General features: G+C 43.7%; 27 protein-coding genes. 18 read left to right on the forward strand and 9 right to left on the reverse strand.

Annotated elements, in window-relative coordinates; translation table 11 throughout:
* The first annotated feature begins 468 nt into the window (after positions 1 to 468).
* The 3 genes from ABDW33_RS16820 to ABDW33_RS16830 all read left to right on the forward strand — a co-directional run bounded on the left by ABDW33_RS16820 (position 469) and on the right by ABDW33_RS16830 (position 2758).
* On the forward strand, positions 469 to 864 hold the full coding sequence (locus tag ABDW33_RS16820; protein ID WP_343691241.1) for a DoxX family protein: 396 nt from the start codon (positions 469 to 471) through the stop codon (positions 862 to 864).
* 3 nt (positions 865 to 867) lie between these two features.
* Positions 868 to 1764: a class III extradiol ring-cleavage dioxygenase gene (locus ABDW33_RS16825; protein WP_343691242.1), complete on the forward strand. Its 897-nt coding sequence runs from the start codon at positions 868 to 870 to the stop codon at positions 1762 to 1764.
* A 328-nt stretch (positions 1765 to 2092) separates the two neighbouring features.
* Positions 2093 to 2758 carry a hypothetical protein gene (locus ABDW33_RS16830; RefSeq protein WP_343691243.1) on the forward strand — a complete coding sequence of 222 codons (666 nt, stop codon included), beginning with the start codon at positions 2093 to 2095 and terminating at the stop codon, positions 2756 to 2758.
* Positions 2759 to 2957: 199 nt separating this feature from the next.
* On the opposite strand, the gene ABDW33_RS16835 is transcribed toward ABDW33_RS16830, so the two are convergent.
* Positions 2958 to 4595, reverse strand: coding sequence for a hypothetical protein (locus ABDW33_RS16835; RefSeq protein ID WP_343691244.1), 1638 nt, complete (start codon positions 4593 to 4595; stop codon positions 2958 to 2960).
* A 228-nt stretch (positions 4596 to 4823) separates the two neighbouring features.
* A complete protein-coding gene (locus ABDW33_RS16840) occupies positions 4824 to 5720 on the reverse strand; it encodes a helix-turn-helix transcriptional regulator (RefSeq protein WP_343691245.1) in 897 nt (298 codons plus the stop codon).
* A gap of 149 nt (positions 5721 to 5869) precedes the next feature.
* On the opposite strand from ABDW33_RS16840, the gene ABDW33_RS16845 reads away from it, so the two are divergent.
* The 5 genes from ABDW33_RS16845 to ABDW33_RS16865 all read left to right on the forward strand — a co-directional run bounded on the left by ABDW33_RS16845 (position 5870) and on the right by ABDW33_RS16865 (position 10533).
* Positions 5870 to 6856, forward strand: a complete 987-nt coding sequence (locus ABDW33_RS16845; RefSeq protein WP_343691268.1) for an aldo/keto reductase — start codon at positions 5870 to 5872, stop codon at positions 6854 to 6856.
* Positions 6857 to 7069: 213 nt separating this feature from the next.
* On the forward strand, positions 7070 to 7870 hold the full coding sequence (locus tag ABDW33_RS16850) for an aldo/keto reductase (protein WP_343691246.1): 801 nt from the start codon (positions 7070 to 7072) through the stop codon (positions 7868 to 7870).
* A gap of 243 nt (positions 7871 to 8113) precedes the next feature.
* Positions 8114 to 8506: a response regulator gene (locus ABDW33_RS16855; RefSeq protein WP_343691247.1), complete on the forward strand. Its 393-nt coding sequence runs from the start codon at positions 8114 to 8116 to the stop codon at positions 8504 to 8506.
* 214 nt (positions 8507 to 8720) lie between these two features.
* Positions 8721 to 9266, forward strand: a complete 546-nt coding sequence (locus ABDW33_RS16860; RefSeq protein WP_343691248.1) for a GNAT family N-acetyltransferase — start codon at positions 8721 to 8723, stop codon at positions 9264 to 9266.
* 136 nt (positions 9267 to 9402) lie between these two features.
* Positions 9403 to 10533: a DUF4185 domain-containing protein gene (locus ABDW33_RS16865; RefSeq protein ID WP_343691249.1), complete on the forward strand. Its 1131-nt coding sequence runs from the start codon at positions 9403 to 9405 to the stop codon at positions 10531 to 10533.
* 106 nt (positions 10534 to 10639) lie between these two features.
* Here ABDW33_RS16865 and ABDW33_RS16870 read toward each other — a convergent pair whose 3' ends face one another.
* Positions 10640 to 10963, reverse strand: coding sequence for a nuclear transport factor 2 family protein (locus ABDW33_RS16870; RefSeq protein WP_343691250.1), 324 nt, complete (start codon positions 10961 to 10963; stop codon positions 10640 to 10642).
* Positions 10964 to 10981: 18 nt separating this feature from the next.
* Positions 10982 to 11776 (reverse strand): SDR family oxidoreductase, encoded by a 795-nt coding sequence (locus tag ABDW33_RS16875; RefSeq protein ID WP_343691251.1) that lies wholly within the window; start codon positions 11774 to 11776, stop codon positions 10982 to 10984.
* A gap of 123 nt (positions 11777 to 11899) precedes the next feature.
* Here ABDW33_RS16875 and ABDW33_RS16880 point away from each other — a divergent pair, with 123 nt between their 5' ends.
* From ABDW33_RS16880 to ABDW33_RS16895, 4 genes are all read left to right on the forward strand, one after another.
* Positions 11900 to 12280, forward strand: a complete 381-nt coding sequence (locus tag ABDW33_RS16880) for a helix-turn-helix domain-containing protein (protein ID WP_343691252.1) — start codon at positions 11900 to 11902, stop codon at positions 12278 to 12280.
* Positions 12281 to 12521: 241 nt separating this feature from the next.
* Complete coding sequence (locus tag ABDW33_RS16885; protein ID WP_343691253.1) at positions 12522 to 13145, forward strand: DUF2975 domain-containing protein; 624 nt, start codon at positions 12522 to 12524, stop codon at positions 13143 to 13145.
* A gap of 2 nt (positions 13146 to 13147) precedes the next feature.
* A complete protein-coding gene (locus ABDW33_RS16890) occupies positions 13148 to 13351 on the forward strand; it encodes a helix-turn-helix transcriptional regulator (protein ID WP_343691254.1) in 204 nt (67 codons plus the stop codon).
* Between the two features lie 513 nt (positions 13352 to 13864).
* Entirely contained in the window at positions 13865 to 15124 is a 1260-nt protein-coding gene (locus tag ABDW33_RS16895; protein ID WP_343691255.1) for an SGNH/GDSL hydrolase family protein, read from the forward strand.
* A 180-nt stretch (positions 15125 to 15304) separates the two neighbouring features.
* Here the strand turns inward: ABDW33_RS16895 and ABDW33_RS16900 are convergent, their stop codons facing one another.
* From ABDW33_RS16900 to ABDW33_RS16910, 3 genes are read right to left on the reverse strand one after another with little or no spacing between them, the layout of a single operon-like run.
* Positions 15305 to 16213 (reverse strand): helix-turn-helix transcriptional regulator, encoded by a 909-nt coding sequence (locus ABDW33_RS16900; RefSeq protein WP_343691256.1) that lies wholly within the window; start codon positions 16211 to 16213, stop codon positions 15305 to 15307.
* Between the two features lie 36 nt (positions 16214 to 16249).
* Positions 16250 to 16600 (reverse strand): hypothetical protein, encoded by a 351-nt coding sequence (locus ABDW33_RS16905; protein WP_343691257.1) that lies wholly within the window; start codon positions 16598 to 16600, stop codon positions 16250 to 16252.
* Positions 16601 to 16610: 10 nt separating this feature from the next.
* A complete protein-coding gene (locus ABDW33_RS16910; RefSeq protein ID WP_343691258.1) occupies positions 16611 to 17396 on the reverse strand; it encodes an SDR family NAD(P)-dependent oxidoreductase in 786 nt (261 codons plus the stop codon).
* Positions 17397 to 17653: 257 nt separating this feature from the next.
* On the opposite strand from ABDW33_RS16910, the gene ABDW33_RS16915 reads away from it, so the two are divergent.
* The 3 genes from ABDW33_RS16915 to ABDW33_RS16925 all read left to right on the forward strand — a co-directional run bounded on the left by ABDW33_RS16915 (position 17654) and on the right by ABDW33_RS16925 (position 21576).
* Positions 17654 to 19669 (forward strand): M13 family metallopeptidase, encoded by a 2016-nt coding sequence (locus ABDW33_RS16915; protein ID WP_343691259.1) that lies wholly within the window; start codon positions 17654 to 17656, stop codon positions 19667 to 19669.
* Between the two features lie 100 nt (positions 19670 to 19769).
* Positions 19770 to 20087 carry a cyclic nucleotide-binding domain-containing protein gene (locus ABDW33_RS16920; RefSeq protein ID WP_343691260.1) on the forward strand — a complete coding sequence of 106 codons (318 nt, stop codon included), beginning with the start codon at positions 19770 to 19772 and terminating at the stop codon, positions 20085 to 20087.
* Positions 20088 to 20667: 580 nt separating this feature from the next.
* On the forward strand, positions 20668 to 21576 hold the full coding sequence (locus ABDW33_RS16925; protein ID WP_343691261.1) for a helix-turn-helix transcriptional regulator: 909 nt from the start codon (positions 20668 to 20670) through the stop codon (positions 21574 to 21576).
* A 64-nt stretch (positions 21577 to 21640) separates the two neighbouring features.
* Here ABDW33_RS16925 and ABDW33_RS16930 read toward each other — a convergent pair whose 3' ends face one another.
* Both ABDW33_RS16930 and ABDW33_RS16935 read right to left on the reverse strand, forming a co-directional pair.
* Complete coding sequence (locus ABDW33_RS16930) at positions 21641 to 22519, reverse strand: helix-turn-helix transcriptional regulator (RefSeq protein WP_343691262.1); 879 nt, start codon at positions 22517 to 22519, stop codon at positions 21641 to 21643.
* 59 nt (positions 22520 to 22578) lie between these two features.
* Positions 22579 to 23397: an SDR family NAD(P)-dependent oxidoreductase gene (locus ABDW33_RS16935; protein ID WP_343691263.1), complete on the reverse strand. Its 819-nt coding sequence runs from the start codon at positions 23395 to 23397 to the stop codon at positions 22579 to 22581.
* A 207-nt stretch (positions 23398 to 23604) separates the two neighbouring features.
* On the opposite strand from ABDW33_RS16935, the gene ABDW33_RS16940 reads away from it, so the two are divergent.
* The 3 genes from ABDW33_RS16940 to ABDW33_RS16950 all read left to right on the forward strand — a co-directional run.
* Entirely contained in the window at positions 23605 to 24438 is an 834-nt protein-coding gene (locus ABDW33_RS16940) for a hypothetical protein (RefSeq protein WP_343691264.1), read from the forward strand.
* Between the two features lie 12 nt (positions 24439 to 24450).
* Complete coding sequence (locus ABDW33_RS16945; protein ID WP_343691265.1) at positions 24451 to 24939, forward strand: SRPBCC domain-containing protein; 489 nt, start codon at positions 24451 to 24453, stop codon at positions 24937 to 24939.
* 81 nt (positions 24940 to 25020) lie between these two features.
* Positions 25021 to 25272 (forward strand): Atu4866 domain-containing protein (locus ABDW33_RS16950; RefSeq protein WP_343691266.1); only part of this gene is annotated, 252 nt, incomplete at its 3' end.

Genomic DNA, 25272 nt, shown 5'->3' on the forward strand with positions numbered 1-25272 from the left:
TAATTTATGAAAAATAAAAACCAGATTAAAAACCAGCAATCGTCTCATTGCCGCTGGTTGGACTCCAGGATTTCTGGAAGAATAACAAAGAGCATCATAATTGACATTTACATCTACTCACCTGGGCATTAATGATATATCCGAAACATTTAATGATTTGATCTTGTCTTCCAGGACTACGAGGAGGAATTTTGCAATGTGTTATTTGAGTCATCTGCCAGGATCACTTCGATAGATACCAGAACAATGGAATAACCATTTTCAAGGCCCTGATTTTTATATATGCGGTCCTTTATCAATGCCTGTGGTTTGTAGAATTTTCGGGAATCTTTGTAGTGTTTGGCGATTATCAGATAAGGGTGAACCCGACCAGGTCAATATTGTTGCGTAGAAATTACTGAACATCAAGTCAATCACTTAAAAGACTTTTGTAAACAAGTTTATCACCTGACTGAATTAAAGAATATCATGGCACTACAAAATTCTAAAATCATTAACATCCTGCTTTGGCTGGCGCAGGGAATACTGGCACTTCTTTTCTTATGGCTGGGCTATATAAAACTTGCCACACCTGCAGCGCTGCCTTTTCCATGGACAAAAGAACACCCGGGCCTTGTCCTGGTTACAGGTATCGTGGACTTACTGGGAGGTATAGGTATTATATTGCCTGCAATACTCCGCCTCCAACCAAAGTTAACGATCTGGGCTGCATATGGCATTCTCGCCTTAATGTTTATTGCCAGTATTTTTCATGTTTTAAGAGGTGAAGCAAATAATATTGGTTTCAATATTATTATCCTTTTGATAGCAGTTTTTATTGCCTGGGGAAGATTAAAAAAAGCGCCAATTCAGCCAAAAATTTAATCTATGGACAGAAGGGCATTTATACAGAAATCCATTTTAACATTTACAGCAATGAACACATTAAGTGGACTAAAGGCATTTACAGATACGCTTCCCAGGCAAGGAAAGCGAATGCCAGTGCTATTTACCTCCCACGGCAACCCGATGGATATACCACTTTCCAATGAGCAACGTCCATTTTGGCAAACGCTGTACGAGTTGGGGAAAGATCTGCAAAAAAGCTACGATGTAAAAGCAGCGTTGGTTTTTTCTGCGCATTGGTTAACACAGGGAACTTTTGTTAATATTTGTTCCGAACAAAAACAGATCTATGACTATTACGGTTTTCCAGAGGAATATTATAAGGTATATTATCACGCCAAAGGTTCGCCGGAAATTGCACATGAGGTGAAAAGAATCATTCCGTATGTCAACGAAACTACCGATTGGGGACTTGACCACGGCGCGTGGCCTATGCTGATGCATTTGTTTCCTAAAGGTGATATTCCTGTTTTTCAGGTAAGCATTGATTACCACGCAAAGCCGGATTATCATTACGAGTTGGGAAGACAGTTGAAATCCCTGCGTGAAAAAGGTGTACTGATCATCGGAAGCGGTTCAGTCATTCACAATCTACAGTTGGCGAGTCAAAAATTTAGAAATAATGACATGACACCTTTTGGTTGGGAAGCAGAATATGATGACTGGATAAAAAAACAAATTGACGAGCGAAACTTCGCCAATATCATCAACTACGAGCATAGCCATAAACTTGGGAAATTGGCGGCACCGACTCCGGATCATTATGTCCCAATATTGTATAGTTTGGGGATGACCGACAATAAAGATGATATCCGTTACTTTTATGAGGCCCCCCCGGCAATTCCTGCGTTCAGCGAAAGAAGCTTTATCATTAGCTGAACCAGGTTAATTTGATACTATCAGTACTAAATCAACCCGTAGAATTATATTCTAATAATCAGGCCCCCAAAAGGGGCCCCAATCTTCACACCTCAAATTTAAATACGTTCACAAGTAATCACTCGGTGTCCCTCCGTTTTTTGATTTAAAGATTTTGACGCTAATAGCTCCCATACACTCGAATCCCTTATCTCCACCGCGATTCTTCTAAACCCCCGCTAGTCGACGACGCTTAATTTACCATATCATTAGCAATTATATTTCCCAAAGACCAACATCACTTACAGGCTTTTATTATCTTACAGACTCAAATAATTAAGCAACAAGCATGTTAAAAAGAATTGCATTCACCCTTATTCTAAGTTGGTTAACTATTTTATATTCTAAGGCACAGAACGTCGTACTAAATCCTGCTTCCGTTAATCTGTCACAGGTGACAGTTGAACAGTCAAATTACAAAGGTAAAATCGCACTCAAGGTACAGGGACTAGGTAGTAGTGAAAAGACGCTTGCCATACTAAAAGACATCGATTTTCATAATGGAACCATAGAAACGATGATCTCTGGGCAACCTGCGAGCAATGCAGGTGAAAGTGCACGTGGGTTCGTAGGAATTGCTTTCCGCGTGGCTCCCGATGTCGCTAAAATGGAAGTGTTTTACTTGCGTCCAACTAATGGGCGTGCCGATGATCAGGTAAGAAGAAACCATTCTACTCAATACATCTCTGTGCCTGGTTACCCCTGGGAAAAATTAAGAAATGAATCACCAGGGAAATATGAATCTTATGCTGATATGGTCGCCGCTGAATGGATAAAGGTAAAAATTGAAGTCAGAAATGATACTGCAAAACTATACTTAAATGAGGCTCCGCAACCTGTTTTGATAGTAAATGACCTGAAGCAGGACAAAAATCAACGTGGCAGCATTGGTCTGTGGGTCGGTCCCGGCACGTTAGCGTATTTTACAGATCTTAAATTGACAAAGGAAGATTAATATTCTATTTAACAAGTGTTAGAAGGCGTTCAGATCAATCTTCTGAACGCCTTTTTGATATTGGAAAGATTTAAAAATTTGTACTAAAATTTGACTATCGAATAATTAGTGGACGTGAAGTGTGATTGTAATCAACATGTTGTTTTAATTTAAAAAAAATCTGTGTTACTGCGTCTGCGATCACTATATAAACTCCGGTTTATTTTATTGATTTCATTAAGTCTGTAAATAAATTTATCGATGTATTGCCCATGATGTTATAATACTGCATATTCGCAAGCAGGTTAATTTGTTCAGGCGTGTACAGTAGTATCTCCGGTATCCATTCCCCCAATATTTTCGTGCTATTCTGAAACACCGTATCCAGATTTGGAAAATTGGCCATATAGTTATTGGGAGCTGTACTGGTTAGTAACGACTTTATTGGCAGCGGCAACTGGTTATACCATTCTTTGTTCATATCATTATAAATCCAGAGTACCACTACTTCTTCACCGTCCGGATAAGCCGGAACGCCAAAATAGTTGTTTGGATAAATAGTATACTTGTCTGAATAAAGCAGTGGCTGACCATTCTTCTTTTTCGTAATGAACGCATTGGCCAATGCGTCAAATTTTCCGTTATCATTAAACACCTGGATGTCGGGAATAATACCAGGCGGATTAGGTTGTCTTCCAAATAAACGACTTATCTGTGCATCAATACCACTTACGTAATTATCGTCGTTATAATTGTAATGTTTTAAGGGCAGGGAAGTATTTATACAGGCAATGATCAATTTAAACTGTCGGCGCAATAAAGGTATGATGCCGGTATTCTCCAGGTCACCCCCGTCAGTAAAACTATAAAATTCTGTACTTTCCTTTCCGGTATAGGAAGGCGACCAGTAATTAAACCGGGGGAACCAGTCCTGTTGGTTGAAATAGTCAAGATAGCTACCCGGAGCCGAGCTACTACTCCCCATTTGATCGGATAAAAGAAAGGGCAGTTGTTTAAAGTTGTAAGGATTGGTGTTTAAATAAGCAGCGGCTGAATTTGCGCTGGTCATTTTAGGGTGTAATGTGTCAAATAATATATTATCAACATAGCCATATCCAAAATGCTCTCCATCAGGACCAATGGCACCACATTGTTGTGGTGTGCCTGCATACATAGCGGTATATTCCATTTGACGCATGACCAGGTCAATATCAGTGGGATAGTTTTGGGTACTACCTGCAATATAAAAAGGGCGGTTGTTGCGGAGTAAATAAAAGTTGCTATGTGTTAAAGATGGATTCTGGACAAGTAAATTATTAAGTGTTTGCTTGTTGAGCGTAAAAAAGGTCTGGTCATCGCCCAACAAAAGCGGATCAAGGAAAAAGGCATTCAACATACGGCTCCAAAGCTTGGTCCAGGGCACATCGCTCCATTCGTGCAGGTAAGTTAGTACAGTTGCAATGGCAACATTTTCCATAATAGTTAACGGGAGGCAGATATTGCCGGCTTCCAGGTTTTGTAAATGTTGTATAGTCAACTTTGCGGGGGGCACTTGAGTACCGAGTAATTGTGCATCACTGAAAGTAGCAGGTGCAAAGCTGAATGAGGTACCAAACCAGGAGCCTCCCGATACGCAGGAAATCGCCCCGATAGCATCCGAAATAAAACTGTCGAGTAATCCTCGCATTTGTCCCATTGCACAACTCATTGCTCTTGGACCACCTCCTGATAGTGCAACACCCACCAGCTTCTTAGATGGGTCAAATTCAGGAAATGCCTGTTCGGGAAATTGTACATTTGGAATGCTGGGGTAGATATTTCCGGTTACAAATGAGGGGAAGTTGGCGGAATTAGCCATAGCATGAGGTTTTAGGGTTATAGATTAACTAAAGTTATTTAATCGGAAATGAAAAAACAAAAGTTTTGTATTGCTTGTAAAATTTAGCTTTTATCACACCAACTTCTCTTCCTTTAAACAATTAAATCATATAATTTCAACTTTCAATATATAGGCCTTCAAATGCATTGTCACTTTTTAATTTTTCGCAGAGAGGGGTGAAGGCAGGGGCAGTTCAAATACATTCATTTAATTCTTCGTCCGGTAATCATTCGGCGTAACCCCCGTTTTTTGCTTGAATAAACGGGTGAAATGCTGCGGATACTTAAAGCCCAATTCGTATGCAATTTCACTCACAGATTTATTCCTGTCAAACACTCTCTCCTTCGCTACATCTATCACTTTTGATTGAATATATTCCTGAGCAGATCTGCCGGTTTCTTTCTTCACCAGGTCACCAAAATAGTTAGGTGATAAATGCAACGCTTCGGCACAATAAGCTACAGAAGGCAAACCTTCAAGCTGCGGTTTGTCGGATGAGAAATAGCCTGTCATCAAAGCCTCCAGCCGTTCCAGGATGCCCTTGTTTGAATTTTCACGTGTAATGAACTGGCGGTCGTAAAAACGGGTACAATAGTTAAGCAGCAATTCAATGTTAGATGCAATCAGTCCTTTGCTATACTTGTCTATGTTTTGATCTAGTTCATACTCGATTTTCGAAAAACAGTCAATCACAATACTCTTCTCTTTCTCCGACAGGTGGAGCGCCTCATTTACATCATACGAAAAGAATGAATAATCCTGCATGTGTTTGCCCAGTGGAGTGCCACTTATCAGGTCGGGATGAAAGAGCAATATCCAGCCTTTCGGTGCAAATGGCTCAACACCGTATTGTAATCCTACTACTTGTCCGGGTGCTATAAATATCAGGCTTCCTTCCTGGTAGTCATAGTGCCTTCTTCCGTAGCGCAACTGACCCAGGTTCAATTCTTTCAAACCCACTGCATAAAAGCCAAAGTTGAAGGACCTCGCGGGCATCGGTTGTGCTTTCGAAACGTCGATCACCGCCACCAAAGGATGTTTGGTTGTCATGTCCCGCATTGCATTGTATTGCGCGATGCTGTCAATTTTTACTATCTCTTCCATACTTTTTCTTTTATCGCTACAAAATTAAGGTTTACGGCAACCCCTTTTGATACCGAACCTCCCAACCAGTAATTTTGGTAGGAAAATACGTAATCTGTATACAATGCAGCTCACCCTTTCTCCCCAATTTGCAGGAGAAAACTTACAAAATGAAAAAACGAAAATTAGGAACCTTAGGATTAGAAGTGTCTGAACTTGGTTTCGGCTGCATGGGTTTAAGTCACGGTTATGCAAATCAGCCAGATCGGAAAGACGCTATTCGCGTGTTACGCGATGCAGTAGAACAGGGAATCACCTTCTTTGATACTGCCGAGGTGTATGGCCCTTACACCAATGAGGACATAGTAGGAGAGGCGCTGGAGCCGTTCAGGGGCAAAGTGGTGATCGCCACTAAATTTGGATTCAGGAATGGGTCGTTCACTGAACTCGACAGTCACCCGCACACAATCCGCAAAGTGGTAGAAGCTTCACTCAGGCGGCTGCGCATCGATACGATCGATCTTCTCTATCAGCACCGGGTGGATCCGGCCGTTCCCATTGAGGATGTGGCTGGCACTGTGAAAGACCTTATTGGCGAAGGTAAGGTGAAGCACTTCGGCCTGTCCGAGGCCGGGACGGTAAACATCCGTAAAGCACATGCCGAGCAACCTGTTACGGCATTGCAGAGCGAATACTCCCTTTGGTGGCGCGAACCTGAAGAGAAAGTCTTTTCCGTGCTGGAAGAGCTGGGGATCGGCCTGGTATCTTTCAGCCCACTTGGCAGGGGCTTTCTGACCGGGAAAATGAATGCTGACACGGTCTTTGTGAAAGAGGATGGCCGGAGTTTCTTCCCCCGTTTTCAGAAAGAGAACATGTTAGCTAATCAAGCGTTCGTGGATATTCTTGATCGCGTTGCGAGAGAGAAGGGTGCCTCCACGGCACAGGTGGCCCTCGCCTGGATACTGGCACAGCAACCATGGATCGTTCCTATCCCCGGTACCACGAAATCAGCACGTCTAAAGGAAAATATTGGCGCAGCAGCGCTGGAACTGTCTTCTGCAGAGTTGAGCACGATCACCCAGGGCGCTAATAACATCGAAGCAAAGGGTGGCCGGTATCCGGAAATGATGGACAAGGTGATAGACCGGAAAGCATAGATGATTTTTCAATTTCCTGATGGAAACTTCCATCATAACCGCCAGGCAGCTATCAGAATGGGGACTATCCAACATCAATACCAGCAATAAATCCTTTGCCACAGGAAGGTTGCCCAGACAAATGCCTGCAATGAAAACATAGCCCCGCAAAGCATGTATGAACAATCAATTACGGGTAGAAAAATTCATCGAAAATAACAACATACAAAAGTGATGAACATAACATTAAATAACGGCGTAAAAATGCCACTGCTTGGTTTTGGTACTTACCAGCTTCACGACGGATCAGCATGTGAACATGCGGTACTCAATGCTTTAAATACCGGTTACAGACTGATCGACACTGCTGCAGTATACCAAAATGAAGAATCCGTAGGCCGGGCAATTAAAAAAAGGAATGTCAAACGGGAAGACCTCTTTGTAACCACGAAATTTCTACCAGTGAATCCTGGTTACGAAAATGCAAAGCGTGATTTTGAAACGTCATTAAAAAAGATGAATCTTGACTACATAGACCTGTACCTGATTCATCTCCCGCAGGGAGATGTAAATTCCTCCTGGACTGCAATGGAAGAATTATATAAAGAAGGTAAAGTAAGGGCGATCGGTGTAAGTAATTTCAATATGAATCAGATCCGACATTTACTTGAACAACATCATGTCATACCAGTAGTCAATCAGGTAGAAACACATCCATTCTCTCAGAAAACAGACATGCAAAAAGCTTTGACATCTCACGGTATTCAATTGGAGTCATGGGCTCCCTTTGCTCAGGGTAGGAATAACCTTTTTAATAATGAACTTTTGAAGAACCTTTCGGGCAAATATAAGAAGAGCGTTGCCCAGGTAGTACTACGATGGTTAATTCAAAAAGAAATTGTGACGATTCCGAAATCCGCAAATGTGAATAGGATAAAGGAAAATTTCGACGTATTCGACTTTGAGTTGTCTCCCGATGACATGACAACTATTAAATCGCTTGATAAAGGTAGTGGACTGATCTATCATGTTTAAAAAACGCAGGCATGTAATAAACCTTCGTCAGCTCCTTTGTGCCATCCTCAGATAATATTAAGCGGATTAACCGACGCTGTTGGGACGTCTGACTTCCGGATCTGACAGGAACCACTTCCTGCTGCTTAGAATAGCCATCCCCGCCCACAATAACTGAATATTAAGCTGGACATATTAATTTTTACAATAGTATGCCGTTTGGCATGCTTTTTTGACTTACTGTCCATAAATAAATATGCAAGTATGAAAACGAACACCCGCAAAGTACTGATCATTGAAGATGAAGGTGACCTGTGCCTGCTTATAAACATACTACTCGATGGAAAAGGAATGGAAGTGGAACATGTGCAAAGCATTGCAAAAGCTGAGGAATATCTTCTACACGAACAACCTTCTTTGATATTATTAGACAATCGCCTCCCTGACGGTTTCGGTATCGATTTTCTAAGCGTTGTAAAAAAAGAATATCCTGCAATAAAAGTGATCATGATCTCTGGCGTGGATGCGGCCGCTCAGGACGTAGCGCTCGAAAACGGTGCTGATGCTTTCCTCAGGAAGCCTTTTACCAAAGCGCAGTTGCAACAAACCATTACTGAGCTGCTGAATACTGAAGACGCAGTTCCTTCGGCATCCTAAGCATCGTTAGTCAACCTGCGGTTCTATAATCCCGTCAATTCGGACTTATCCTGTGTAATGCGCTAAAAACATTCAATAACCGAGAAGCCTTCAGATGTGAAAAGTCTGAAGGCTTCCTGCATAATCGGATAGCCGATGCTTTTTTACCTCAGATCAAATCTCAATACCCATCATTTCAACGAATGACCTAAATTTGAGTTTTCACTCTATGTACATGAAAAACCTAAACAAGGACATTCTTACAAAACAACTGATCATCCGAAGCTTTTCACCAAATGCAATATCTTCATTGTCAATGGGCAATCTCAAACATGCTGAAATAACTGAAGGCATACAACTTAATCCGCATTTGCTTGAACACACGACCGCCTTTGCCCATGACCTTTCCAGGATAAAAACAGATGCTGCATTCCAAAACTGGTCCACCCGCGCCGTACTGCTACGATCCACCGGCGAAATGATCGGTATATTCCGCTTTCATACGCTTCCCGACCCGGAGTATCTTCGCAACCATGGTCCATCACTTGTTGAAATCGGCTACGCCATATTCCCAACATACAGACGTAAAGGCTTCGCAGAAGAAATGATCAAAGAGATGATCACCTGGGCCAAACACTACGGCGTTTTAGGCATTGTTACTTCCATAGCGCCCAACAATATCCCCTCTGCTAACCTTGTCTCAAAAATGGGATTTGTCAAAATTCATGAAGAGGTTGATGAAGTGGATGGCATCGAACATATCTACCTGCTAAATACCTGAAATAGCCTTCGTTAGGAAACGCTTAATTATCTTCAACTGCCGCCGGACACCACTCCCTTATTTATCAGGCAATTGATCACCGATATACCAGCATTCCACTTTTTTTGTACATTCAGTACTATCTAAATTCTATGTTATGAAAACTCCGTTATCCATTTGTATCGCAATTGCGATAGCATTGCCGCTACTCCATGCCTGTACAAAAAAGGCATCTCCACGGCCAACTGACAACACCCGCATGGCCATCTCCAATGTTGCGACATCCGCCTACCAGGATCCCAATGCTACAGCATTCTTCCGGCGAACCTCCGGCTCCATTGCTTTTGATGGCGCACTCTCTGTACCACTGTCGAACGGTAAAGTAATCTGGCTGTTCAATGATACCTTTTACGATGACATGAATCCCGACGGCACCGTCCCCTGCATTTTTAATAAACATAATACAGTATTATTACAGCCAGCCAATCATAGCTGGGATCCCTCACAAACCACAAACCTTTTGCTGTATGGCAACCCCGACCTGTTTCAGTCTATTACGCCGGGCAATTACTACTGGCCTTCTGCCGGTGTTGAAATAGGAAACACTGTATATACTGTCTGCCTCGAAATGAGTAGCACAACCGGTCAGCTGGTCAGTGAGATCATGGCAGGCTTAAATGAGTCCGATAATACGGTCTCCTATACGCCTATACCTGATTTAAATGGTATTGATTTTACAAAAGGAATGGTGAAGAACCTGGACGGGTATGTCTACATATGGGGAGGCAAATTAAAACCCAACACCATCGGGCAATGCGATGTATATGTAGCCAGATTCCCCCAAAATAGCGTGGGCAACTGGACATTCTGGAATGGCTCATCCTGGGGAAATGCTGCTTCATCAGCAGCTGTGATAGCTACCGCACCCTCAGGAGGTATTAGTGTCAGTTACGTGAATACAAAGTACGTTATGATCGCAACGACATTCAATATGGAGTGCGACGGCGGTACAGCTATCTATGGAACAGCCAGTAGCAGCCCAACCAGTGGTTGGGGAGCTATCAGTACAAATATCATTTATAACATCCCTGATAAGTTGCAGGGACACACTCCGTTTTTTTATACCCCATCCATACATCCGGAATTCAATGCAAATAACGAGTGGCTGTTTACTTACTGTATTAACACCTACCAACCTTGTGTAGCTCCCTGTAATAACAATAAATTTGATCCGGATATTTATCGGCCGAGAGCTGTGAGAGTGCCCTATGGTGTGCTTAACTTATGATAGCCGGTTGATCTTCCATACAATTTACTGAAAGAGTGAACTGTATGGAAGACTATGATTTAATCTAACCGGCTCGAAATGATAGCATGTTCGGAACTGCTCTTTACTACCCCGTTATTTCCAATGACCTGATCAGATCTCCCTCCAGGCCCAGGTGAAAATGCAGGATAGCTGGACTCCCGGGAAAGTTTCCGGATACCTCCGCTGTAAGTAAATGCTCAGTTGCAGTTTCCTCATAATTCAGTGGTTTCATCACAGCCTGATATTGTTGGTTTGAATCCGCAATCCACCGTTCGATCGCTGCTTGACCGCTATAGATTTTGCCCTCATCATGAACTATGGCCGCCGCTGTAAAACATGCAGCATAGGCCTGGCTATCATGGCTGTTTTGTGCCGCTATCAGGCGGGTAACTATTTTATTCAATTGCATGGTGTAAATTTTAAAGTGTTAAACGGTCGGAATTGTTCCGCCGTCAATTATAAATTCTGTCCCCGTGAGGTAACTGGCCCTTGGTGATACCAGGAAGCCTACCAATTCTGCTACATCTTCAGGTTGTGCCGGTCTGCCCATCGGTATGCCACCTAATGCATGCATCACGCTTTGCGTAGCTTCCTCTATCGTAATATTTGAACTCTTCGAGATTCGCTCCATCATTCGTTGCGAAGATTCGGTCATAATCCATCCTGGTGATACCGTCAGTACACGCACGCCTTTGGGCGCTACCTCTTTCGATAAACCCTTACTATAATTGATCAGTCCTGCTTTGGCAGCAGCATAGGGCAAGGTAGAATCATGGAGCGGCAATTTGCCCTGGATGGATGCAATATGGATAATCACCCCACTGCCCCGCTCAATCATCTGCGGCAGAAACCGGCTGTCGAGGCCGACTGGTGCCAGCAGATTAGTACGCAACGATAATTCCCAATCTTCCGCAGTCAGGGCGGCAAATCCTCCTCCGGGCGTTTCTGCACCGCCCAGGTTATTGACCAGGATGTCGAGCCTGCCATATTTGCCTAGTACTTCCCGTACAACTTTATCTATCTCTGCTGGCTGGATCAGATCTGCCGCAATAAAATGAAGATGCGGATCGTCGTGCTCCGGTTTGTTCCTTGCTGTAATTATGACGGTTGCTCCCGCTGCCTGCAGGCGTTTCGCAATAGCTTTACCGGCTCCCTTTGTGCCGCCGGTTACCAGGGCAATCTTGCCGGACAATTCATCGTATCCATTAAAAGCTGGTTCCATGTAGATCATTTTTGTACAAATTTCGATCGTACATGAGATGCTTACAAGTACGGACTTACGATTCAGATAGGGAGAAATTTTTCCCTATTGCCCACTTCAGGTGGCAGCTTTATATTTGTATATATGTATGAAAGGAAAATTATACCACAGCTTAATTGCGGACTTGACCTGGTAGGAGAGGTGCTGTATGGTAAATGGAAAATCCGGATACTATGGTTTATTCATGAAGGATTCAAACGCCCCGGTGAACTACAGCGTAAGATCCCCGATGCATCCAGAAGGGTGCTGAATATCCAGTTAAAAGAACTGGAAGATCATGAATTAGTGACGAGAAAGATCTACCCGGTTATGCCGCCAAAAGTAGAGTATGATCTTACCGACTTTGGCAAAACACTGATCCCGCTAATTCAGGCAATCGGACTTTGGGGCGACGAACACCAGGAGCATCTGAAAAAGGTGATTTTAAAACAATTCACTCATGGTGATCAGCAACCTGAAGATTAAGTAGGCATTGAACGGTCCGTATTACACCCCCCTCCCTGAATTTTTAATGCTTTCCAATTACTTGTATAGGATTTCCCCCTTATGATGTCGTGTTGCCCTAAATAAACCTGACTGTCGCCCCATCCTGGTCAAATAAAAGGGGAGACACTTGCCTTAATTCAGATAATATTTATTGTAAAACAATAAAATTATTTTGTGAAATAATAAATTATTGATTTCTTTGCATATAAATAATAACCTCATGAAACCTACCCACCTCATCGCCGTTTTTAAAGTGTTGACTACAATAGGCTTTTATTTTCTCATTATGATAACAGCTGTATTTTTACTGTTTTTTCTGATGAATGCAACGGGCAATAACACCGTAAGTTCCCCAACTTTCAAATACAATAAATATAAAGTGATGTCCTTTACGGGCAACAGCAGCCCATCCGATGTAAAATATTCCGGTAACAAACAACTGCGGTATCAGCCGCTGCAAAATGAATACTATGTGCAGATCAATCCATCCAGCCCTTTTGGATACTATACAGCACTTGTTAATTTCATTCACCTTCTACTGGGAATCTTTACCCTCTGGACGTTTAGAAAAATCCTGAAAGAAATCCAACTGGATGCACCATTCACCGGGAAAGTGGTACGACTGTTAAAATATGTAGCGGCTGTTTTTATAATAGCCGATTTTATAAAAATTGTAAACTACCTCATCTTTAATCAATATCTGCATCAACAAATGCCCATGCAGGGGTTCAAACTCGAATCTGAGATAGGCAATGGCTTTATCATTGGCGCAATTACATATATCATTACCGTGATCTATCAACGTGGAGTGGAACTGCAAACAGAGAATAATTTAACTGTATAACTATGCCGATTATTATAAACTTAGACGTAATGCTGGCACGGCGCAAAATGTCTCTGACTGAACTAAGTGAAAAAGTAGGTATTACCATGTCAAACCTTTCCATTTTAAAGACTGGTAAGGCAAAGGCGATAAGACTGGAAACACTGGAAGCATTGTGTCGGGTATTGGATTGCAAGCCGGGAGATCTGCTGGATTATTCAGAATAATGTCATTAATAGCATTTAATTATAAAGGCTGGAACTTATGTCCCAGCCTTTATAATTAATTCTATTTAACAAAAACGTCACTTTTCTATTTAGTTACAATAAACTGCCTTGCTACCCAACTCCGTCCGTTTTTGCGACGCCTGCCGGTTTTGTATACCATTGCTAGGCAATAGGGGAGCTCGCAACCATGGTTAAATTCCCCACGGAAGTTATAAGCCTGCACACCTGTTACTAATTCAAGATCTACATTCGAAAGCCCCTTGATATTAACTGCAAATTTAGTCTGCATCCTTCCTTTTCACAAAAAAGCGAAATCATCCAACACAATTCACAGTATAAATAATTTCATTAATTTCATGCAAACGGAGCTAACGCCGTTTGCAAATGTTAACTATCATTCAAACAATTACCAGCTGCTGGCATCCACCAATTGAACCCAGGCACTATCAAATTGGTAAATACAATGGCCTTGCCAATTAACCACGTGTACGATTAAACATTCAATCATTCATCATGACAAAACGATATCCGACCCTTGGCATTGCGCGAATCTTATTCACCTCGCTATGGCTACTGTATTGTATTCCTTTATCAGCAAACCCACCTGCCACTGATCATGTATCACAGAACAGCCCCAGCTGGGTAGGCACCTGGGCAACGGCACTTTTACCCATTGCAGCCAAAGACATGCCTCCCAAACCCGGACTCGCGAATCATGTCTTAAGACAAATCGTCTGCGTCTCCATCGGTGGCGATAAACTGAAGCTGAAATTCTCCAATCAATTCGGGAAAAGCCCCCTTGTTATCAAATCAGTACAGATTGGCGTGGCGAAAGACAGCAGCGATATAGATACATCAACGACCGCTTTGCTAACCTTCAAAGGCAAACAGCAGGTTACCATACCACCAGGTACCGAAATATATGCGGATCCAATATCTTACAACCTCAAACCAAGAGCCAGGATCGCCATTACTATTTCTTTCGGCGATGTCCCCCTGATTCTTACCGGCCATGGCGGCTCCAGAACTACTTCTTACCTGCTTGCCGATACTCCTGCCAATCCTCGGGAGCCATTCAAAGATGCGATCAGGATTGACCATTGGTATGTTATTGCAGGCATCGAAGTGGAAGCAAAGAACAGGAGTGGCGCAGTCGTTGTTTTTGGTGATTCTATCACGGATGGCCGCGGCTCTGGTACTAATAAACAGAATCGCTGGCCCGATATTTTATCAGAAAATTTGCTGAAAGATCCTGCTACCAGCAACGTAGGTGTAGTCAACATGGGAATCGGTGGCAATTGTGTTCTCAAAGGAGGATTAGGTCCCACCGGTCTAAAACGTTTCGAACATGACGTGCTGAACCAAAACAGTGTCAGATGGCTGATCATTGCAGAAGGAGTGAACGACCTTGGCAGTACACCCGATAGTCTCGCCGCCGATGAAGTGGCCAAAAATCTCATCGCTGCCTACCAGAAATTTATTGATCTGGCACATGCCAAGGGCATAAAGGTATACGGTGCTACCATCATGCCCTTTAAGAAAAGCTTTTATGATGCAGGGTATAGAATTTCCGCCCGCAATAAGGTCAATGAATGGATCCGGACGTCGAACCGCTTCGATGCAGTGATTGATTTTGACTATTTGATGAGAGATGCTGATGATAAAGATGCTTTAAAGTATGAAGTGCAAGCGGGCGCTAATGATTTTCTGCATCCTAATGAACATGGTTATCGCTTAATGGGCGACAGTATTGACCTGTCTTTGTTCAAATAATATCAGGCCCGTATTCCCATTTCCCCGCAAACCATTTGGGGTTGTATCAAAAGTAAAATTCCCCGGATTCAACCCGGATACCTGATGGAGAGGAATTTTGAATATTGAATTCTCAATGTCTTCAAATTACTTTTTATACAACCCCTTTTTATCCGGATGCACCGGTAGTGTGAAATCCCTTTAACTAAACGAAGCCCTGAACTCGAGCGGCGACAACCGCGTCTTGGTTTTAAACAGCTTACTGAATGATTGAGAATGCTCAAAACCTAAACTATAAGCGATCTCACTCACCGAAAGTGCTGATGTAGATAGCTTTTCTTTTGCCTTTTCAATCAGCTTTTCATGAATATGTTGTTGGGTAGTTTGCCCCGTAAGTTGTTTTAGTAGACTACCGAGGTATTTCGCAGAAATGTTAAGCGAATCAGCAATGCCCTGCACAGAGGGTAATCCTTTGGATAGCCGTTCTTCGTCCCCGAAATGATCCGCCAGTATTTCCTCGAACCGTTCCAGCAGCTTACTGTTACTAATCTTCCGGGTAATAAACTGTCGCTCATAGAACCGCTGTGCATATGTCAATAGCAGTTCCAGTTGCGCAATGATCACATCCTGGCTGAACCTGTCAATATTAGCGTGGTACTCCTGTTTGATCAGGTCTACAATCCCGTTAATGATCCCTTCCTCTTTATCCGACAGGAAAAGGGCTTCATTAGCGGCATAACCAAAATAGGCATATTGCCTGATCTTTTTTGCCAGCGGAGTATTCCATAAAAAATCAGGGTGCACGAACAGCATCCAGCCTTCCAGTTGATCAGGCACGCCAGTTTCATCGCCGCGAAGGACTTGCCCGGGCGACATAAATGCCATCAGACCTTCATCGAAGTCATATTTCTGCTGCCCGTACAATAACTTGTTACAGCCTCTTTTCATTGATATCACGTAAAAGTCGAACGTGACGGCCGGAATATTCTTATCATCTTTCAAACCGTTCAGGTCAATTACCCCAATGAGCGGGTGCTGCGGTCTGGAAAGCCCCATCAGCTGATGCACCTCCGCTATGGACCTGATTCTGTAGGGTTGCTGATTAGCCATAGTCAAATTTAACAATTATAATGATGAAGGAATTATCTACCTGCTGAATGGATATTTTAACCAGATCAATAGCAGCGGCATAGCCAGAAACGGTATTTCAATCACCGCGGTTTTCACATAGCCGCCGCGTAAAGAAAAAGCCATGATCAGCAGGATGATGATCGCATTCATTAAATTACTGATAAAATAAGTTTGTGGAAACAGCAAAAGGAGACCGATCAGTAAGGAAAGTACACCCAGGTATGGAACATAATCCGTGCTGATGCCGAGCGACTCCATCATTTGCGCTTGCTCGGCAGTAGCGGGCCGGAATGCATCTATGCCATGTTTAATGCTGAGCCCCGCCGATATGAATAGCAGCGCTATAGTGATTAATTTCGTGATCATGAGATTTGTTTTAATCTTTTAAACTACCTGCCATCGCCTTTGCACCGACCTTGCTCGCGTAATTAACTACCATGCCCGGGAAAAGCCGGATAATAAAACGGAGGAATTTCAGCGGACCGGGGTACACCTCAAATTGATCCCTCTGCAGACCCTTAATGGCTTCATCAATAACCTGTTTGACAGGAACTAATCCCTTCGGATCAAATCCATCCACTTGCAGGAATTTTTCGTTTAAAGGCGTTGGCGACCCAGGGGCAACCAGTTCAAAGACCTTAATTCCTGTGTGTTTTAATTGCACCCGCAGGCTTTGGGTGTAGGCGCGAAGTCCGGATTTGCTCGCGCTGTAAACAGGCGTTAACGGGAAAGCCATCAGTGCAATACCGGAAGTAACATTCAATATAGCCGCATTTTTTTGCTTTTTGAGATGCGGCAGGAACTGCTGTATCATGCGTATAGGGCCCATCAGGTTAATGTCGATCTCGCGCGTAACATCATACAGGTCGTGCGCATCGTGGACCACAAGCTGCCGCATTTCGCCGGCATTATTGATGATGATGTTCAGGTCGGGGAATGCACGTATTACGTCGTCATATAAGCTGGCAATATCAGCCGGCTTGCTTACGTCGCTTTGTATGGTATGTACACCCGGTAGCCTGCGCCTGGTTTCCTGTAATTTCTGGTTGTTTCTGCCGGTGATAATCACCGTATTTCCCATCGCAATCAACCGGGAGGCAAATTCAAAACCGAATCCACTCGTGCCCCCGGTGATCAGAATAGTGTTATGCTGTAATTCCATATTGGCTGTTTTTGTTACAGCAAAGTTGGGTCATTAAAGGCGATCGGATGTATGCAAATGTCGCAGGATTGTAGCCGAAAGGGAGAGTGCCGGCCGGAAAATACTACCCGGTAAACAGGGGAAAGCTCCCCGGCTGCTGTACGTACTTATCAAGTCATTGCCCAATATAGCCTGATAACTACTTTCAATCCTGATCTATTTAATAAAGTAATATCTTTATCAACCATAACATCATTTTGCCATCAATCAAAATCTATATGAAAAACAGATTCTTACTATCCGTTTTCCTGATTTCCATGATTGCCTGCCAAACCCGAAAAACAGTCCCTCCTTTCATCGCCATAGAAGGGATCGACTCTGCTATCCGGCCGGGCAACAACTTCTATAACTATGTGAATTTAAAATGGTACGACACCGCTCAAATCCCACCCAGCCAGTCTGGTGTAGGCGCATACCGGTTCATGAACTATCAGCAACGCCTCAAACTGCAGGGCATCCTCGATAGCGTATCTAAGATCAATAACCCCGCTGGTAGCCTGGAACAGAAGATCGGGGATTTCTACGCCGCGGGAATGGATACAAACACCGTGAACCAGCGTGGCTTCGACCCGTTAAAACCCGGATTGGATCGTATCAACGCCCTCACAGGTACGGCTGATATGCTCACCTTCATAGCAGAAGAAACCAGATTGTCAAATGTGTCCCTCATTGATTTCCAGGTATATCCCGACCAGGAAAACAGCCGCATGAATATGGGCCATATTTATCAAACCGGTATAGGTATGCCTGACAGGGATTACTATTTCAAGACCGATACTGCGACCGTTGCTATACAACTGGCCTATAAAAAATACCTGGCAGCGCTTTTTGCACTGACCGGAAGTGATACGGCAGCTGCGCAAAAGAATGCAGCCCTTGTCTACAATATCCAGCAACAACTGGCTACCGCCCATAAAACAAATATTGAGCTGCGGGATGTAAAAGGCAATTTTCATAAGACAGCAGTGGCTGATTTAAATAAGCAACAACCAAATATAGGGTGGACAGCCTTCTTCCAACATCTGGGAGCGACCATGGATTCAGTAAACGTCGGTCAACCAGCTTATTATGATAAGTTGAACGCACTCCTCAAATCAATCCCGATCCAGGACTGGAAAATATACCTGAAAGCAAATTATATAAGTAATTACGCGGATTATCTCAGCAAACCATTTGTAAATGCATCGTTTGAATATAATAAAGCCCTGACCGGGCAGGCCGTGCAGAAAACACGCGGAGAGATCATGTCAGGCGCGGTAGACAGCTATCTCGGACAGGCATTGGGACAGTTATATACAAAAATATATTTCCCCGAATCTGCTAAAACACGCATGCTGGAACTAGTCAATAATCTCCAGAAAGCCTTCTCCAACAGGGTGGATAAACTGGACTGGATGAGCGACAGCACAAAACAAAAGGCAAAGGAAAAACTATTCGCTATCACCAAAAAAATCGGGTACCCCGACAAGTGGCGGGACTACAAAAATGTAACTGTTGTAAGGAACAAATATTTTGAAAACGTAGTCTCCGCGGCAGCCAATAACTTCCAGTATGCCCTGGGCAAACTTGGCAAACCTGTTGACAAGACCGAGTGGTATACCACCCCTTCTACGGTGACCGCTTATAACAACCCGCTCGCCAACGAGATCGTATTTCCGGCTGGCATCCTGCAGCCTCCTTACTTCGATAACGACGCAGATGATGCGCTTAACTATGGCGGTATCGGAATGGTCATTGGTCATGAAATGACACATACTTTTGATGACCAGGGGGCACAGTTCGATAAAGATGGTAACGTGAAAAGCTGGTGGACGCCAGCCGACTACGAGAAGTTTAAAGCCAAAACACAACAGGTGATTGACCTGTACAGCAAGTTCACCGTGCTTGATAGCATTCACGTAAAAGGCGCGCTCACGGTAGGAGAAAATACAGCAGACCTCAGCGGGATCGCTGTAGCCTACGATGCTTTTAAAATGACCAAACAAGGCCAGGATACTACTAAGATCGGTGGCTTTACCCCTGATCAGCGATTTTTCTTTTCAATAGCCAGGATCTGGCGGGTGAAAATGAAAGACGAATACCTGCGCTATTGGGTGAATAACGATCCGCATTCCCCGCCCATGTGGCGTGTAAATGGCCCGCTGATGAATACCCCCGCTTTTTATACCGCATTTAATGTACAACCTGGTGACAGTATGTATGTGGATGAGAGTAAGCGGATCAGGATCTGGTAAGCGCTGTTGTGATACTCAAATAATCAATAAAGAGAAATTAAAGGCCTTCAGATGTAAAAATCAGGAGGCCTTATCTTATTTTGTAAACTAAATCCCGCTGATGGACCCGCTCATCGAAAATATCAAAAGCTGTATACCGCTGTCTGCAGCAGACGAGGAAGTGATCAAGACCTTGTTTCATAAAAAGCACATGAATAAGGAGGAATATTTGTTAAAGGAAGGAGAAGTGTGCCGCCGCGTGGTCTTTATTGAAAAAGGACTCGTCAGGTACTACCTTTCCAACAATGGAGAGGAGTTGACTTACTACTTTAATAAAGAAGGAGAATGGGTGTGCGATTATCCAAGTTTTCTGCCAAAAATGCCCACGATAGCCAATATACAGGCCCTGGAAGATTCGACTATTTTTACCATCACTTGAGATGACCTGCAAAAGTTCTACCAGGAAGTGGAACATGCTGAAAGGTTCGGCCGTCTGGCTATAGAACAGGTATTTACAAATGTAATACAACAGGTTTCCTCACTATACAACGATAAGCCCCAGGTCCGTTACCAGAAGTTCATGGACACTTATTTCGATATCGCCCAGCGCATTCCCCAATATTATATAGCTTCTTACGTATGTGTTAAACCGCAATCCTTAAGCAGGATCCGCAAACGGCTTATTGATTGACCTGGTTGCATAAAAGGAGAGGAGGGAGGCCCGGTTCCGCCTTTGTTAAGTCCCCTGCTTATGCAGCAACACATGCGCAATATGCCCGCTTATCTTCAACCAGTTATTTGCGGTTGCCAAACCCGGTACCTTCGTTATTTTCACCTCGCCTGATGACATACCTCTGTTATACTACAAAGTCCCCCGATAGAGATACACCTCGAAAATAATTCCTGCCCATCTTTGTACGATCATTACCTCCGGCAATAACTGGCCTCATCGCCCTGCCTGGTAGAAAATCTCCGTTTCCAATCAAAGGAAAACAAATTAAAGATATCTTTGAATGACCATGAAAAAAGAGGAAAAACACCTGTATCAACTGAGCTCCCTGACAGAGCTGCACCGGGAGGTAGGGCTGCCGGCGCCAAAGCATCCATTGGTAAGTCTCATCAATGGCACTACTACCCGGATTGATAATGCGCCTATAGGCCCACATGTGTTGAACTATTACAAGATCTCTTATAAACCAAAACTGAGCGGAAGGATCCGGTACGGCCAGAGTTACTATGATTTTGATGAAGGCGGTTTGCTCTTCGCGGCACCCGGCCAGATCATCGGGCAGCATGGAGACGAGGCTGCTGTTTGTTCTGCCTATGTGTTGCTGATAGATCCTGATTTCCTGCTGAATTACCCGATCGCCAAAAAAATAAGGCAATATGGTTTTTTCTCCTATTCCACCAATGAAGCCTTACATCTTTCTGAAGAAGAAAAAGAGACGATCATTGCTATCTTTAAAATGATCGACGTAGAGCTGAATAGCAGGATAGACGATTTTAGTCAGGATGTGCTTATCTCCCATATCGAGTTATTGCTGAATTACGCAAATCGCTATTATAAGCGCCAGTTCATTACCCGTAAGGTCGTGCACAACGACCTGTTGCAAAGAATAGAAGAACTGTTGAATAATTATTTTGATAGTGATGCGACGGGACTGCCATCTGTACAATACCTGGCAGATCAGCTACACCTTTCTACCAGTTATCTGAGCGATATGCTACGCTCGCTTGTTGGTCAGAATGCCCAGCAACTGATTCAGGCAAAGCTGTTTGAAAAAGCCAAAGAGTTATTGTCTACTACTACACTGTCTGCTTCTGAGATTGCTTTCCAGCTAGGATTCGAACATTCACAATCCTTCAGTAAGTTTTTCAAGGTCAAGGCAAAAGTATCTCCTTTGCAGTTCAGGCAATCATTTAACTAGCTGCCGAAGAGCCGGACCAGCGTATCTCCTGATCAAACCAGGCAATCACTTCACAACAACCCCTTTAATTGATCAGCTGTTTTTTGAACTGGTTAGGGCTGATCCCCGTTTCTTTCTTAAACAACCTTGAGAAGTAAGGCACATTTTCAAAACCCAGTTCATAGGCGATCTCCGAAATATTCTGCTGCTGACTCTTCAGCCTGTTCTTGGCCTCATTGATCAGGTAAATATGAATATTCTCAATAGCGGTTTTCCCCGTCTCCTGTTTCAGCAAGTCACTCAGATACCTGGGAGAGATATTCAGCTGGCCTGCCAGCATACTCACGGTTGGCAACCCCTGCCCACCCTGAAAGTATTTAGCCATGGCCTCATTAAACTGGGATACTGTTTTACCGGACAGTTTTGCACGGTTGATGAACTGCCGCTTATAAAAACGCTGTGAATATTTCAGCATGGAATCAATATGTGTCAATATGATATCCCTGCTGTATTCATCCGTATTGTTGAGGTATTCATTCTCTATTTTGAGATAAAGATCCCACATGACCTGTTCTTCCCTGGGAGAAAGGTGCAGCGCTTCATTGATCTCGTAATCGAAATAACCGTAGCCACTAATTTCGTTGTGAAGCTTGTTGCCTGACAAATAATCCTCATGAATAAAGATCATAAAGGCATCTTCCTCAAATTCCAGGTTTTTAAATTCCACTACCTGACGGGGCTTGATAAAAGACATGCTGCCAGTATCATGGTCATATTTGGTACGACCATACAGGATCACACCAGCTGTAAGTTTCTTAAGTGCAATCATGTAAAAGTCCGACGTAAACTCCCTGTCACCTAAATTGCAACGATTCACACATCGGATAGCGCTGAAAAGCGGATTCTCCGGCACGGCGATGCCGTTAAAACGATGCATATCTGCGAGACTGCTAAAGTGCTGCATAAAATACTACATTAGAAGATCTACGCCCATGCCGGGCGTAGATCTTATCAAAGATAGGTTTATTTGCCATGGGCTGCGAGTGAAGTTTCCTTCCAGGCATCCCATTCTGCAAACCGGGCTTCATATACCTGCCTGATCCACGGATGACCCTGTTTGCCCATCAATAACCGTAATGGAGGGTTTTCGCTATCAATCAGTTGTAAGATAGCAGGTACCGTAGCCTCCGGGATACCGATTCCATCTTCTGTGACTGCCTGCTGTAACCAGGCCCTTGCACCATCATACGCAGGCATTGGAGTCGTCACTGTCGCAGAAGCACTGGCCCAATCCGTAGAGAACTGGTTTGGCTCTACCAGGGTTACATGAATACCGAACGATTTCACTTCATGTGCCAGTGATTCGCTCAGGCCCTCTACAGCAAATTTGGAAGCATTGTATAACCCCAGAACAGGTACTGTAACGAGGCCTAATACGCTGGAAAGTTGGATGATGTGGCCATGTCCCTGCTCGCGCATAACAGGTAGCACTGCCTGCGTCAGCCAGAGCAGGCCGAAAAAGTTGGTCTCCATTTGCGCACGTGCCTGTTGCTCGGTCGTTTCCTCAATGCTACCGAACAAACCGTAGCCCGCATTGTTAATCAGTACATCAATGCTACCAAAATGTTCCTTTGCCTGTGCGATCGCTGCAAAATCAGCCGCACGGTCATTGACATCCAATTGTAAGGGCAGGAGCGTGTCGGGATACTGCTTTGCAAGATTATCTAAAGAACGCAGGTCGCGTGCTGTTGCTACTACCTGGTGTCCCTTTTCCAGGAAGGCGGCTGCCCATAATTGACCGAATCCACGGGAGGCACCGGTAATGAATATTGTCTTTGCCATGTGTTTTGTTTGTTTGATCACACAAAGCTATGAGAGCGGAAATAGACGGATTTATACGGATGTCGGAAGTTCTTATACATTTTTACATAATAGCTGTTACAGGCAGGAAGTTAACTTATAGCCGTGGACATCAGCATCCCCTTTGGCGGATCAGCAGTAAAAGAAGCAGCACGATGCTTAAATATACTTATCTTTAGTTCGGGTCATATGAAATACTTACTAGCCGCCATATTCGTTTCCTGCATAGCCTGTGAAGGTGTAAAAGAAAAAAAAGGTCCTTCCGCAGCCACCTGCTCAGAAGAACAGGCCATTGCCAATGTCCGGAACATCCCTGAAGTGATCAGGCAGGCACATTATCTCGACTCGTTGACCCACCACCAGAAAGGCATATCTTTCATCACAGACACGACCAATATTGATGGGAATGCCTATTATGAAATCCATGTGGGCTTTAATAGCGAATTTCATAGAGAGAACTATTTCACGTTCTATGTAAATACGCAGGACTGCAAAGATATCCTCGTAGATGAACCTGTAGAGGGAAGCCGTCTTCCGCTCTCGGTCTGGCAACAACGGGCACAGAAAGTAGTTCCTTTAGAGACACAACCCGTGAAATTGCCTTTTGACTTCGACGAATATTATAAAGCCTGCGTTTACCCGGAAGATAAAAGTAAATGTGCCGCCAACTATCCTTCCTATCCCATAGAGAACGATGCCAGCCTGAAATCGATTGTAGAAGAAGCGATTGATGAAGATGCTACTGACTATTTTATTTTACCTGACATAGAAGCCATACACCCTTATATTATTGCATACACACAAACTGACGTAGAACGATACTACCTCGTTACCGTCGTTAACTATAAAATAATAGCCAAACTTCAGATTGGTCAGGTAGATGACGAGCGTTTGTTGTATTTTGTAATAGATAAAGATCATGTCGTTCATCTTTATTCCAGGAAGCAGAAAAATGAAGCGGGTACGCCGCAACAACAATACCAGGTAAAGCCAGACGGAACCATTGTAGCAATCAAAAACTAAATCCTCCATATAATGTTTAACTACACCCCTGACAGGGAAAAGAACACCCTCACCATCCAACGCGAGTTCTCGGCAGATCGTGCACGACTTTGGGATTATTACACCAAACAGGAATTACTGGAGCAATGGTTTGCTCCCCAGCCAATGAGCACTGTAACCAGGTCAATGGACTTCCGGGAAGGTGGACACTGGCATTACAAAATGGTAGATGCCGACGGCAACGAATACTGGGGTATGACACAATACAAAAAAATCCAGCCCCCGGGTGAATTGTCGTTTTCTGATGCTTTCTGCGATGAAAACGGCACCATCAATACTGCTATTCCCGGTGCCGACTGGAGGGTTACCTTCACTGGCAAAGAAGATACGACCGTCGTACAAAGTGTGCTGACCTTCAAATCACTCGCCGACCTCGAACAGGTGCTGGAAATGGGTATGGAAGATGGGATGAAAGCGACCTATGCCACATTGGATAAACTCGTGTCTGAACAGACTGTTTGAATTTTGTAAGTATTTGTTTTCACTTCGCAATAGTTCCCCCAACCTCCCAGGCTAATTTTGCTTTATCAAAAACATAAAACTATGGATAATCAAAAGTACCTGGGTATGTGGATGACGGCTGATAAATATATCAGGCAGGAACTTTTACCCAATGGCAGATACGATGAAGCACGCGGCAACAGGCAGAGCGCCTACACCGGGCGTTACGAGATCAAAGGCGATCATATTGACTATTGGGATGATACCGGCTTTACCGCAGACGGTAAATTCGTTGATGAAAATACCCTGCATCATGGCGGATATATTTTTTATAGAGAAAAGCGGAGCTGGTCA

Source organism: Chitinophaga sp. (assembly GCF_039596155.1).
Classification (GTDB): domain Bacteria; phylum Bacteroidota; class Bacteroidia; order Chitinophagales; family Chitinophagaceae; genus Chitinophaga.